General features: G+C 71.7%; 10 protein-coding genes. 7 read left to right on the top strand and 3 right to left on the bottom strand.

The features are described 5' to 3' along the window. Nucleotides 1-12 precede the first annotated feature (12 nt). The 5 genes from ACIO3O_RS05860 (at nucleotide 13) to ACIO3O_RS05840 (ending at nucleotide 4,194) form a co-directional block, all read left to right on the top strand. Entirely contained in the window at nucleotides 13-624 is a 612-nt protein-coding gene (locus tag ACIO3O_RS05860) for a 2-oxo-4-hydroxy-4-carboxy-5-ureidoimidazoline decarboxylase (protein ID WP_401743379.1), read from the top strand. Nucleotides 625-772: 148 nt separating this feature from the next. Next, nucleotides 773-1,153, top strand: coding sequence for a succinate dehydrogenase, cytochrome b556 subunit (sdhC, locus tag ACIO3O_RS05855; protein WP_401742407.1), 381 nt, complete (start codon nucleotides 773-775; stop codon nucleotides 1,151-1,153). An 8-nt stretch (nucleotides 1,154-1,161) separates the two neighbouring features. Next, entirely contained in the window at nucleotides 1,162-1,641 is a 480-nt protein-coding gene (locus tag ACIO3O_RS05850; RefSeq protein ID WP_401742404.1) for a succinate dehydrogenase hydrophobic membrane anchor subunit, read from the top strand. Between the two features lie 22 nt (nucleotides 1,642-1,663). Next, a complete protein-coding gene (sdhA, locus tag ACIO3O_RS05845) occupies nucleotides 1,664-3,418 on the top strand; it encodes a succinate dehydrogenase flavoprotein subunit (RefSeq protein ID WP_401742401.1) in 1,755 nt (584 codons plus the stop codon). Continuing rightward, a complete protein-coding gene (locus tag ACIO3O_RS05840; RefSeq protein WP_401742398.1) occupies nucleotides 3,418-4,194 on the top strand; it encodes a succinate dehydrogenase iron-sulfur subunit in 777 nt (258 codons plus the stop codon). Before sdhA ends, ACIO3O_RS05840 begins: the two co-directional genes overlap by 1 nt. 79 nt (nucleotides 4,195-4,273) lie before the next feature. Here ACIO3O_RS05840 and ACIO3O_RS05835 read toward each other — a convergent pair whose 3' ends face one another. The 3 genes from ACIO3O_RS05835 to ACIO3O_RS05825 form a co-directional block, all read right to left on the bottom strand. After that, nucleotides 4,274-5,830 carry an ABC transporter substrate-binding protein gene (locus ACIO3O_RS05835; RefSeq protein ID WP_401742396.1) on the bottom strand — a complete coding sequence of 519 codons (1,557 nt, stop codon included), beginning with the start codon at nucleotides 5,828-5,830 and terminating at the stop codon, nucleotides 4,274-4,276. A gap of 227 nt (nucleotides 5,831-6,057) precedes the next feature. After that, nucleotides 6,058-7,347: a metallophosphoesterase gene (locus ACIO3O_RS05830; protein ID WP_401742393.1), complete on the bottom strand. Its 1,290-nt coding sequence runs from the start codon at nucleotides 7,345-7,347 to the stop codon at nucleotides 6,058-6,060. Between the two features lie 445 nt (nucleotides 7,348-7,792). Then, nucleotides 7,793-7,936, bottom strand: coding sequence for a hypothetical protein (locus tag ACIO3O_RS05825; RefSeq protein WP_401742391.1), 144 nt, complete (start codon nucleotides 7,934-7,936; stop codon nucleotides 7,793-7,795). 203 nt (nucleotides 7,937-8,139) lie between these two features. Here ACIO3O_RS05825 and ACIO3O_RS05820 point away from each other — a divergent pair, with 203 nt between their 5' ends. Then, nucleotides 8,140-11,250: a lantibiotic dehydratase gene (locus ACIO3O_RS05820; RefSeq protein WP_401742388.1), complete on the top strand. Its 3,111-nt coding sequence runs from the start codon at nucleotides 8,140-8,142 to the stop codon at nucleotides 11,248-11,250. Beyond that, nucleotides 11,247-12,542: a lanthionine synthetase C family protein gene (locus ACIO3O_RS05815; protein ID WP_401742386.1), complete on the top strand. Its 1,296-nt coding sequence runs from the start codon at nucleotides 11,247-11,249 to the stop codon at nucleotides 12,540-12,542. The genes ACIO3O_RS05820 and ACIO3O_RS05815 overlap by 4 nt, the downstream gene beginning before the upstream one ends. The last annotated feature ends 26 nt before the right edge of the window (nucleotides 12,543-12,568 follow it).

Raw genomic sequence — 12,568 nt, 5'->3', positions numbered from 1 at the left:
CGATCCGGACCGATCAGGCCAGCCGCCGTCGGCCGCCGCCCGCCTCAAGGAGTCACGCTGCACCCCTCCGTCTTCCTTACAACGAGCGGCCGTGGCGGCCCGGCACATCTGTCACCCCTGGAACGGTTCAACACGGCCCCCGCGCACACGGCCGAGGCCGCGCTGCTCACCTGCTGCCGCAGCCGCCGGTGGGCCCAGCGGCTGGCCGCACACCGCCCCTACCCCGATCTGGACGCCCTCCTCGCCGCCGCCGACGAAGCCTCCTACGACCTGTCCGTCGCGGAGATCGCCGACGCCCTGGCCTGCGAGGTCCCGGCCCGTCCGGCCGCCGACACGCCGCCCGCCGCGATCACCGCGCTGCGGGCCGCGCACGCGGCGTACGAGAGCCGCTTCGGGCACGCCTTCGTGATCTGCCTGGACGGCTGGGCGCCGGGCGAGCAGCTCGACCAGGTGCTGGCCGGAATCCGCTTCCGGCTGGGCAACGAGCGGGACGAGGAGCGGGCGGTGGCCGCCGACGAGCTCCGGCGGCTGGCCCGCGGGCGGCTCGCCCGGACCGTACAGGAGGCACAGGTCGGGCACGACGGGGCGGCGGCCGGTCCCGATAGCCCGTCCGTGGCCGTTTGACTGCCTGTTTGATCACACCGGAGGCCCCCGGGCGAGGGAACCGACAACTCGTCGCTACGATGACCGGGGCCGGTGGACCGTACCCGGCCGGGTCTGACCGACAAACCAAGCCGGCCGACCCCAATCCCCGCTCCCGGAGGGTATTTCCGTGCCGGCTGGAACGCTGTATCGCGGCCGGGAAGGCATGTGGTCATGGGTGGCTCATCGAGTCACCGGCGTCCTCATCTTCTTCTTCCTGTTCGTACACGTCCTCGACACCGCTCTCGTCCGCGTCTCTCCCGAGGCGTACGACGATGTCGTGGCCACCTACAAGACCCCGCTCGTGGCTTGCCTTGAGTACGGCCTTGTCGCCGCCATCCTGTTCCACGCGCTGAACGGCCTTCGGGTCATCGCCGTGGACTTCTGGTCCAAGGGCCCCCGCTACCAGAAGCAGATGCTCTGGACCGTGCTGGGCGTCTGGATCGTGCTGATGGTCATGGCGCTCGCCCCCGTCCTCGGCCACGCCGTACGCGAAGTCTTCGGGAGCTGAGTCAGAACATGTCCGCTGAGACCTCTTCCGCAGGCGTCGGCCCCGTCGAGGGCGTGAGCCTGTACGACGCCGACCACCCGGCACCCGTCATCGAGCCCCCGCGCAAGCGCACCTCGAAGACCCCGCGTACGACCCGCACGAACTTCGAGCTGTACGGCTGGCTGTTCATGCGCCTGTCGGGCATCGTGCTCGTCGTCCTCGTCCTCGGCCACCTGCTGATCCAGCTGGTGCTCGACGGCGGCGTCTCCAAGATCGGCTTCGCCTTCGTGGCCGGCCGCTGGGCCTCGCCGTTCTGGCAGGCCTGGGACCTCGTCATGCTGTGGCTGGCGATGCTGCACGGCGCCAACGGCCTGCGTACCGTCATCAACGACTACGCGGAGAAGCCGACCACGCGCTTCTGGCTGAAGAACCTGCTGTACACCGCCACGGTGTTCACCGTCCTTCTGGGCACGCTGGTGATCTTCACCTTCGACCCGAACATCCGCTAGGCCCGGGGCTGAGGCAATCAAGATGAAGATTCACAAGTACGACACCGTCATCGTCGGCGCCGGTGGCGCGGGCATGCGCGCGGCCATCGAGTCGACCAAGCGCAGCCGCACCGCCGTCCTGACGAAGCTCTACCCGACGCGTTCCCACACGGGTGCCGCGCAGGGCGGCATGGCCGCCGCGCTGGCGAACGTGGAGGAGGACAACTGGGAGTGGCACACCTTCGACACGATCAAGGGCGGCGACTACCTGGTCGACCAGGACGCCGCCGAGATCCTGGCGAAGGAGGCCATCGACGCGGTCCTCGACCTGGAGAAGATGGGCCTGCCGTTCGGCCGTACGCCCGCGGGCGAGATCGACCAGCGCCGGTTCGGCGGTCACTCCCGCAACCACGGCGAGGCCCCCGTCCGCCGGGCCTGCTACTCGGGCGACCGCACCGGCCACATGATCCTCCAGACCCTCTACCAGAACTGCATCAAGGAGGGTGTGGAGTTCTTCAACGAGTTCTACGTCCTCGATCAGCTCATCGTGGAGGAGGACGGGGTCAAGAAGTCCGCGGGTGTCATCGCGTACGAGCTGGCCACCGGCGAGATCCACGTCTTCCAGGCCAAGTCGGTCATCTACGCCTCGGGCGGCACCGGCAAGTTCTTCAAGGTGACCTCCAACGCGCACACCCTGACCGGTGACGGCCAGGCCGCGTGCTACCGCCGCGGGCTGCCGCTGGAGGACATGGAGTTCTTCCAGTTCCACCCGACGGGCATCTGGCGCATGGGCATCCTGCTGACGGAGGGCGCCCGCGGTGAGGGCGGCATCCTCCGCAACAAGGACGGCGAGCGCTTCATGGAGAAGTACGCGCCGGTCATGAAGGACCTCGCGTCCCGTGACGTCGTGTCCCGCTCCATCTACACGGAGATCCGTGAGGGCCGCGGCTGCGGTCCCGAGGGCGACCACGTCTACCTCGACCTCACGCACCTCCCGCCGGAGCAGCTCGACGCCAAGCTCCCGGACATCACCGAGTTCGCGCGGACGTACCTGGGCATCGAGCCGTACACGGACCCGATCCCGATCCAGCCGACCGCGCACTACGCCATGGGCGGCATCCCGACCAACGTCGAGGGTGAGGTCCTGCGGGACAACACCACCGTCGTCCCGGGCCTGTACGCCGCCGGTGAGGTCGCCTGCGTCTCGGTGCACGGCGCCAACCGTCTCGGCACGAACTCGCTGCTCGACATCAACGTCTTCGGGCGTCGTGCGGGCATCGCGGCCGCCGAGTACAGCCACCGGAGCGAGTTCGTCGAGCTGCCGGAGAACCCGGCCCAGCTCGTCGTCGACCAGGTCGAGCGGCTGCGCAACTCCACCGGCACCGAGCGCGTGGCCGCGCTCCGCACGGAGCTGCAGGAGACCATGGACGCCAATGTCATGGTGTTCCGCACCGAGCAGACGATCAAGACGGCCGTCGAGAAGATCGCCGAGCTGCGCGAGCGCTACCTGAACGTGTCCATCCAGGACAAGGGCAAGCGCTTCAACACCGACCTCCTGGAGGCCATCGAGCTGGGCAACCTGCTCGACCTGGCCGAGGTCATGGCCGTCTCGGCCCTGGCGCGCAAGGAGTCCCGCGGCGGTCACTACCGCGAGGACTTCCCCACCCGCGACGACGTCAACTTCATGCGCCACACCATGGCGTACCGCGAGGTCGCGGCCGACGGCACCGAGTCGATCCGGCTCGACTACAAGCCGGTCGTCCAGACCCGCTACCAGCCGATGGAGCGTAAGTACTGATGGCTACCCCGACGATGGACAAGGCGGAGGCCGCGGGCAAGCCCGAGGCGGGCTTCGCCGACTCTCCGTACATCACGGTCACCTTCCGCATCCGCCGCTTCAACCCGGAGATCTCCGAGGACGCGGAGTGGCAGGACTTCGAGGTGGAGATGGACCCCAAGGAGCGGGTCCTCGACGCCCTTCACAAGATCAAGTGGGACCAGGACGGCACGCTCACCTTCCGCCGCTCCTGCGCGCACGGCATCTGCGGTTCGGACGCCATGCGGATCAACGGCAAGAACAGGCTCGCCTGCAAGACGCTGATCAAGGACATCAACCCGCACAAGCCGATCACGGTCGAGGCCATCAAGGGCCTGACGGTCCTCAAGGACCTGGTCGTGGACATGGACCCGTTCTTCCAGGCCTACCGCGACGTGATGCCCTTCCTGATCACCAAGGGCAACGAGCCGACCCGCGAGCGCCTGCAGTCCGCCGAGGACCGCGAGCGCTTCGACGACACCACCAAGTGCATCCTGTGCGCCGCGTGCACGTCCTCGTGCCCGGTGTTCTGGAACGACGGCCAGTACTTCGGCCCGGCGGCGATCGTCAACGCGCACCGCTTCATCTTCGACAGCCGTGACGAGGGTGGCGAGCAGCGCCTCGAAATCCTCAACGACAAGGACGGCGTGTGGCGTTGCCGCACCACGTTCAACTGCACGGACGCGTGCCCGCGCGGCATCGAGGTCACGAAGGCGATCCAGGAAGTGAAGCGTGCGCTGATCACGCGCCGCTACTGATCTCCGGCCGTACGAGAAGGGCCCCGACCCCCGGTGAACATCACCGGGGGCCGGGGCCCTCTTCGTAACGCAGCGGCCGCTACAGCCAGTTCAGCTCCCACAGGCGCCAGACGCCCGTGCCGTCGGACAGGTACTCGGCCCCGCCGACCTTGCCGTTGCTGAGGATGTAGTCCTTGGTCTGCCAGAGCGGGACCAGCGGGACGTCCTTGGCGACGATCGTGTGCATCTTCTTGAAGTCCTCGACCGTGGCGCCCCGGTCGGAGACGGACTGCGTCTTGGTGATCAGCCGCTCGATCTCGGCGTTCTCGTAGGCGCTCGCGTTGGAGTTGTCCTTGCCGACGAGGGGCTGGCTGTAGTTGTCCGGGTCCGGGAAGTCGGCGACCCAACCGACGTTGTACGCATCGAACTTGGCGGCCTTGTAGTCCTTCTGGAACACCTTCCAGTTGGCCTTCTTCACCAGCTTGACCGAGAACAGGCCGCCCTGCTGCAACTGCTTCTTCAGCTCCTCGGCCTCGGCCTCGGACGAGTCGCTGGAGTAGTAGCCGAGCGTGAAGGCGACCGGGGTCTGCACGCCCGCCTCCTCCAGCGCCGCCTTCGCCTTCTTCACGCTCGGCTTGGAGGCGACGTCGAAGAAGGGGGTGCTGTGGCCGATGATGCCCTTGGGGATGGCGTCGTACAGCGGCTCGACCGTGTTGTGGAAGACGTCCTGCGCCAGCTTGGGCCGGTCGATGAGCTGGGCGACGGCCCGGCGCACGTTCACGTCCTGGAACGGCGACGCCTTGCGCACGTTGAAGACCATGTTGCGGGTCTCGGTGGCGTCGGCCTCACTGATGCGCACGTTGGCCTCGCCCGGCTTGAGCTGGGCGAGCATCGCCGGCGGGAGCTGGCGGTAGGTGAGGTCGATCTCCTTGGCCTCCCAGGCGTTCTGGAGGTCCGTCGACTTCTCGTAGTACTGCACGTCGACCGGGCGGCCGGACTTGGCCACCGCCCCCTTGTAGGCGGGGTTGGGGCGAAGCCGGGCGATCTCGCCGCTGGTGAACTCCGCCATCGTGTACGGTCCCGAGCCGTCGACGGCAGAGCCCTTGCGCTCCGTGGTCAGCGCGTACTTGGTGCTGTCCACGATGGACCCGGCACCGGAGGCGATCTTGAAGGGGAAGGTGGAGTCGCCGGACAGCAGGTTGAACGAGATCTTCTGCCCGTCCACCGTCACCGACTTCAGCGTGGCGAGCAGCGAACGCGGGCCGATGTCCATCTCGTTGCGCAGGATGCGGTCGAAGCTGAACTTCACGTCCGCCGGGGTGATCTGCTTGCCGTTGGAGAAGGTGAGGTCGGTCCTCAGCTCGCACTGGTACGTCGTCAGCTTGCCCGCGACGAATCCGCAGCTCTTGGCCGCGTCCGGAGTCGGCGTCACCGAGCCGGTCTTGAGGGTGAGCAGCGACTGGAAGACGTTGCTGTAGAGGGCCCAGGAACCGGCGTCGTACGCGTAGGCCGGGTCCAGCGACGACGTCGCGTCCGTCGTGCCGATCCTGATCGCGGGACCCTGGTCGTCGTCCGAGGGGAGGATCATCCATCCCCCGACCGCCGCGGCTGCAACGACCACGACCGTCGCCCCGACACGCAGGCGCACGGAACCCATCAACCGCATTGTCTTGCTCTCCTCGCACTACCCCCACCCAGGGGCAGGCAGAAACCCACCATGCCCTACCCCACGATTCCTTCACCTAATCACACGAATTTGAGTGACGGAAGGGGCGAATTTTTCGCAAGTGGTCACAGATACGGGACAACTCGTCGTGTCGGGGCATGTACGGAGTCGGGCGTTCGGAAAGTGCGGGGAGTGCGGGAAATCCGGGGGTCCGGTGCTCAGGCGTCGGGGGAGGCGAGGCGGACGACCGTGATGTCGGAGCGGGCGCCGACCCGGACCGGGGGTCCCCAGGCGCCCGCGCCCCGGGTGACGTAGAGCTGGGTGTCGCCGTACTTCTCCAGGCCCGCGACGGTGGGGTTGGCCAGGGCGGCGACGAGGTTGCCGGGCCAGAGCTGGCCGCCGTGGGTGTGGCCGGAGAGCTGGAGGCCCACCGCGTGGCGTACCGCCTCGTGGATCTGGACGGGCTGGTGGGCGAGGAGGACGGAGGCGCGGGAGCGGTCGCGGTCGCCGAGGGCGCGCCCGAAGTCCGGGCCCTGGCCGAAGGCTTCGCCGCCGACGTCGTTGACCCCGGCGAGGTCGAAGCCCGCGATCTCGACGCGGGCGTTCTCCAGGGGGTGCAGGCCGAGTTCGCGGACGTGGGTGAGCCAGGGGGTGACGCCCGCGTAGTACTCGTGGTTGCCGGTGACGAAGAACTGGCCGTGCCGGGCGCGGAGTTGGCGCAGGGGTTCGGCGGCGGGGCCGAGGTCCTCGACGGTGCCGTCGACCAGGTCGCCGACGACGGCGATCAGGTCGGGCTGGGTGGAGTTGATCGCGTCGACGATGCGCTGGGTGTGGGCGCGGCCCAGGATCGGGCCGAGGTGGATGTCGCTGACGACGGCGATGCGGAAGTGGTGGGCGGCGCGGGGGAGGTTGCGCAGGGGGACGGTGACGTGGGTGATGCGGGGGCCCTGGAGGACGGAGTGGGTGCCGTACGCGACGGCGCCCAGGGCGGCGGCCGACGCGGTGGCGGCGAGGGTGCGGGACACGAAGAGGCGGCGGGTCGGGGGCGCGGTGGGCTCCACCGGGACCGGGGCGGCGGGGACGGGCTCCGCCGGGGCCGGGGTGGCCGGGACGGGCTCCGCCGGGGTGGCGGCGGCCGGGACGGGCTCCGCCGGGGCCGGGGTGGCCGGGGCCGTCTCCGGGTCGGGGGCCCGCCGGGTGCGGCGGAGCAGGAAGGGGCGCACCGCCTCCGTCGCCAGGAGGGCCAGCGTCAGGTAGAGGAGGACCGCCAGCCACAGGTAGCCCGGCCAGGCCAGGGTCTGCTGGAGCCAGAAGGGCAGGCCGACGCGCCCGGAGACGAAGGCGGAGACGGAGAGCAGCGGGAGGACCGCGAGGGCCGCCGCGCCGGTGCGGCGGATGCGCCGCCCCCGCGCACCCGGCGGCGCGGTGTCGCGGACCAGGCGCTTCCAGACGTACCAGTGCACCGCGCCCAGCAGCAGAAGCAGGACCAGCACGAAGACAACGACCACGACGACCCTCACCACGCGCCGGACAGGGCCCCCAAAATACCCGTGCCCGCGATCTTGGGCCCGGCCGGGTGCCGGGACCGGCGCGGCGGCGGGCGCGAGGTGGCCCGAATCCGTCGGGAAAGTGGCGCGGAGGGCAATTGTCTTTCGCGGCGTCGGATGCGAAGGGTCCGGATCGCCTTACCGACGGAATACCGGACGGTAACACCAATAGCGGGTCGCCATGCCGCCGGAGAAGGCTGCGAATACCCTCACTCGATTCCGGTACTTCACATCGGAAGGGCTTAAGGATTTCCGCCGGTGTTCACGCGAGACTTACCCGGCGCTTATATTGCACTTATGCGGCGCTTTTACGGGATCGCCCCTTCGGGGCCTCGGGAAAGGACGCACCACCGGGCCGGTTCCGGCGGCCCGAGTGCCGCCGGAACCGGCCCTCAGGCGGCTGCCGTCAGCACAGCGAGCAGGTCGTGCACGTGCGGAAACAGGACTCCTCGCCGGAGATCGCGAGCGCCGACCCGTCCTGGGCGACGTCCTGGATGGAGGTCTCGGTGAGGTCGATGTCGAAGAGGTCCTGACTCGTGCTTTCGGGCATACGAATTCCCTCCAATGGAACCTGCTAAACCGATCGAATCGCTCCGGTTGAGCGACTGGTTCGGAATCTATGGGCGGCCGGCGCGCAAGGTCAAGGGGTTCCGGGTGGGGGGTGTACTGGGTATGGTGACGCCATTCCTGAAGGCCGGGGATTCCCGTATGCATTCCTTCCGGCATTAGTAAGTCTTTAGTAAAGGGGGAACGGTGCCGACACCGCATGGCCGAAGCACTGAACCGGTGTTCCGCTGCGCGGACGGCGTGCTGATCAGGACACCGCTCCTGGCCCGCCGCAGAGCCCGCGCCACCTGGCAGGACTCCCCCGGCGAACTCCGCTCCCAGCTCCTGGAGCTGGTCGCCGACACCCGCTTCCGGGAAGCCCTGGAGGTCTCCAGCCCCTCGCTCGCCCGCACCGTCGAAGCCCTGCTCGCCGGGGCTCCGCTCAGCGCCTCCGACCTGCGCAAGGCCCATCGGGCGGTGACCCGCTACCTGCTCAGGGCCGCGTCCCGGCCCACCCCCTTCGGACTGCTCGCGGGCGTCCTGTGGGGCTCCTTCGGCGCCGCGACCAAGGGCGAACTCACCGGCGGCGGGCACCGGGCCGCCCGCCTCGACGCGGGTCTGCTGGCCCGGCTCGTCACCGCGTGGGAACGCGACCCGGAGATCCACCGGCGGCTGACCGTTGTGGCCAACAGCCTGTGCTTCGTACGCGGTGACCGGCTGGTCCTGCCCTTCGCGCCCGCCGACCCCGGCCCGGGTGCCGCCCCGCCCGGCGGGAGTCCCCCCACCTCCCGCACCCTGCGCCACACCGCCGTGGTGCAGGCCCTGCGGGAGGCCGCCGCCCGGCCCGTGCCGTGCGAGGAGCTGATCCGGCGGACCGAGGGGCTCTTCCCCACGGCGCCCGAGGGGGCCGTGGCCCGCCTCGTCGGCCGGCTCATCGGCGCCGGGGTGCTGCTCACCCCGCTGCACCCGCCGCTGGACGCACCCGATCCGCTGGCCCACGTCGAGGCGCTGCTGCCCGCCGACGGCCCGGCCGCGCGGCGCACCGCCGCACTGCGCGCGAGCCTCGACGCCTACGTCCGTACACCGCTCGGGGAGGGGCACGGCGCCTGGCGCGAGGTGCTGGAGACCGCCGGGGACACCGGCGGGCACGCCGTGCAGGTGGATCTGCGCCTGGAGGGCACCGTCGAGCTGTCCCGCGAGGTGGCCCGCGAGCTGGAGCACGCCGCCACCGCCCTGTGGCGCCTCGCGCTCCCGGGCCGGGGCCGGCTCACCGCGTACCACCGGGACTTCGTCGAGCGGTACGGTCTCGGACGCCACGTCCCCGTGAAGGAGCTGCTCGACCCCGACATCGGGCTGGGCGCCCCGGCCGGCTACCGGCTGCCGCCCAGCCACCGCCCCGCCCCGGCACCCGCACCCCTGGGGGCCGTACGGCAGCGGCTGCTGCTCGGGCTGGCCGCCGAGGCGCAGGCCCGGGGCGCGCGCGAGGTCGTACTGGACGAACGGATGCTGAGCAGGCTCGAAGCGGCCGACCGCGGCACGCCCGGGGACGGGGACGACGCGGCGGCGGGCGTGCGCCCGCCCGCGCTCGAACTCGTCGTGCAGGTCGCCGCCGCCTCGGCCGCCGACCTGGACCGGGGCGACTTCACCCTCGTGGTGAACGGCGCGGCCACCGCCTCCGGCGGCCTCATGGGCCGGTTCGCCCACCTCTTCGACGCCGCGCAGACCGAGGCGATGCGGCAGACCGTGCGCGCCGCCCGCGAGGACACCGGGCGGCTGCCGGTACAGGTCCACCACCAGGCGTCCCAGCACCGGCACGCCAACGTCGCCCAGGTGCCGACCTGGCTGGACGGACGTCTGGTCGTCGGCGTGCACCCCGGGCCCGCCGTGCCGGGCACGACCGACCTCGGTCTGGACGACCTGACCGTCTGCGCGGACTCCGAGGGCTTCGGCATCTGGTCGGTCTCGCTGGGCCGCGAGCTGGCCCCATCGGCGCTGCACGTGCTCAACCGGGAGCTGACCGCACCGAACACGGTGCGCTTCCTCGTCGAGGCCGCGGCGTTCGGCCACCGGCAGTGGCGACTGTGGGAGTGGGGTGCGGCGGAGGACCTGCCGTTCCTGCCCGCCGTGCGCGTCGGCCGGACCGTGCTCGCCCCCGCCCGCTGGCGGCTGGAGTCGGACGGCCCGTCGCTGGAGGCGTGGCGGGAGCTGTGGGACGTGCCCGACCACGTACAGCTCGTCCTCGGCGACCACCGCATCCCGCTCAACCTCACCGTCCCCGCCCACCGCGAGATCCTGCGCCGCGAGTGCGAGCGGAAGAAGGTGGCCGTGGTGCACGAACCGCCGTGCGGCCAGGACCCCGACGGCGGCTGGCTGCACGGTCCGCAGGGCGCCCACGAGGCGGAGGCCGTCGTGACCCTGACACCTCTCCCCCGGCCCTCGGACGCCGTACGTGCCCGGCGCACCCCGCCGCCGGTGGCCGCCCGGCGCGGCACCGGCGAGATCCCGCCCGGGGGGCCCTGGCTGTACGCGACGCTGTACGCCTCCGCCGAGCGCCAGGACGAGCTGCTGGCCGGTCCGCTGGCCCGCTTCCTCACCGCGCTGCCCGCCGGGCCGGGCGGCGTCGACCGGTGGTTCTTCATCCGGTACGCCGACCCGGACCCGCATCTGCGGCTGCGGCTGCACGGCGACGCGGCCCTGCTCAACGGTGTCCTGCTGCCCCGACTCCACGACCTGGCCGCGGAGTTGGGGACGGCGGGGCTCGCCCGGGGGCTGCGGCTCGACAGCTACGCCCCCGAGACCGAACGCTACGGCGGCCCGGCCCTGCTGAGCGCGGCCGAGGAGGTCTTCCACGCGGACAGCCGACTCGTACTGGAACGCCTGCGCACCCCGGCGGACGACCGCGTCCTGTCCACCGCACTCGACGTGGCCGCCCTGACCTCGGCCTTCCACCGGGGGTACGGCGGGGACTGGCGGCGCTGGTTCACCCGCGTCCACCCCAAGCGGGAGCGGCACCACACGGCGTTCGCGGCACGCAGGAAGGAGGCACTGGCGCTCCTTGCGGCACCTCCTCACGCGGACGACGCCCACGAAGCGGCGGCCGAGCGCTTCGGGGGCCGCGTCCGGGCCGCCGAGGGCCGGGGCGAGCTGTCCGTGTCCCCGGACGCGGTGCTCGCCTCCCTCCTGCACATGCACTGCAACCGGCGTCTCGGCACGAACCGCACGGCCGAGGCGCAGACCCTGGCGGTGGTCCGGGGCGCCGTGCAGGCACAGCTCGACCGCGAGCGGGCGCAGGCCCGCCGAGAAGGGAACCCCGCATGACCGACACCCACGTCTCCCTGCTCGCCACCCGCCTCGCCGACCCGGCCGCCCTCGCCGCGCAGGTCACCGCCGCACAGACCGCCGGGACGGCCGAGACCCGGTCCCTGTGGCACCCCCAGTCCCTCGCGGACGGCCACGCCGGAGTCGCGCTGCTCTTCGCGGCGCTCGCGCACACCGACCCCGGCCACGCGCAGGCCGCGCACGCCCATCTGAAGGCGGCGGTCACCTCGGTGCGGCGCCCCGCCCGCGAGGGTCTGTACGCGGGGCTGCCCGCCGTCGCGTTCGCCGCCCGTACGGCCGTCACCCGCCCCGGCGAGTACGCATCCCTGCTCACCAGACTGGACGGCGAGGTCGCCCGGCTCGCCCTCCGGCTGGTCGCGGAGGACACCGACCGGGTGGCGGCGGGGACCGCCGGGGCCCACATGCTCGGGTACGACGTGGTGGCGGGCCTGTCCGGGCTCGGCAGGCTCCTCCTGGCGGCGGGGCCCGGCCACCGGGGGACCACCGAACGCGTACTGGCCCACCTCGTCGCGCTCACCCGCCCGGTCACCGCGCCGGGCGGCGAGAAGGTGCCCGGCTGGTGGACCGCCGACCCGGTCCTGTTCAGCGAACCCGAAGGGGTCCCCGGCGGGCACTTCAACGTCGGCCTCGCGCACGGCGTCCCCGGCCCGCTCGCCCTGCTCTCCCTCGCGCACCGGGCGGGGGTGCGGGTGCCCGGCCAGGAGCAGGCGATCCGTACCGTCGCCGAGTGGCTGCTCGCCCGCCGCAGCCCGTCGGGCACCGGCTGGCCCAACATCGTGCCGCTGGACGCGGAGCTGGCGGCCGCGTCGGGTTCCGCTCCCGTGCTGGCCGAGGCCCGTACCGGCTGGTGCTACGGGACCCCGGGAGTCGCCCGCGCCCTCCAACTGGCGTCGCTGGCGCTGAAGGAACCGCGCTGGAACGAGGAGGCGGTGGCCTCGGTCGCCGCCGCCTGCGCGCGCGACGACTTCCCGGACCCCACCCTCTGCCACGGTCTGGCCGGGCTCACCACGATCGTCACCCTCATGTCCCAGGAGCCCGGCGGCGGCGAACTGACCCCGCTCCTCCCCCGCCTGACGGACGCCCTCGCCGCCGCGGCCGACCCGGCGCACCCCTACCTCTGGCCCGCGGCGGCCCCGGGCGAGGGCACACCCGTGCACCGCCCGGGGTTCCTCGACGGCGCGGCGGGCGCGGCCCTCGCCCTGCACCATGCGCGGGCCCCCCGGGCCCCGCACGGCGAACTGTCCTGGCAGGCGGCGCTCCTGCTGAACTGACGGCCGCGCCCGCCCGGTGCGTCCCA

This window comes from Streptomyces sp. NPDC087440 (genome assembly GCF_044744005.1).
Lineage (GTDB): Bacteria > Actinomycetota > Actinomycetes > Streptomycetales > Streptomycetaceae > Streptomyces.
This window is presented reverse-complemented; position numbering and strand designations above follow the sequence as displayed.

Bases quoted from the DNA above. Each gene is read 5' to 3' on its own strand.
- ACIO3O_RS05850 (WP_401742404.1), top strand. From the start codon at position 1,162: ATGTCCGCTGAGACCTCTTCCGCAGGCGTCGGCCCCGTCGAGGGCGTG.
- sdhA (WP_401742401.1), top strand. From the start codon at position 1,664: ATGAAGATTCACAAGTACGACACCGTCATCGTCGGCGCCGGTGGCGCG.
- ACIO3O_RS05840 (WP_401742398.1), top strand. From the start codon at position 3,418: ATGGCTACCCCGACGATGGACAAGGCGGAGGCCGCGGGCAAGCCCGAG.
- ACIO3O_RS05835 (WP_401742396.1), bottom strand. From the start codon at position 5,830: ATGGGTTCCGTGCGCCTGCGTGTCGGGGCGACGGTCGTGGTCGTTGCA.
- ACIO3O_RS05825 (WP_401742391.1), bottom strand. From the start codon at position 7,936: ATGCCCGAAAGCACGAGTCAGGACCTCTTCGACATCGACCTCACCGAG.
- ACIO3O_RS05815 (WP_401742386.1), top strand. From the start codon at position 11,247: ATGACCGACACCCACGTCTCCCTGCTCGCCACCCGCCTCGCCGACCCG.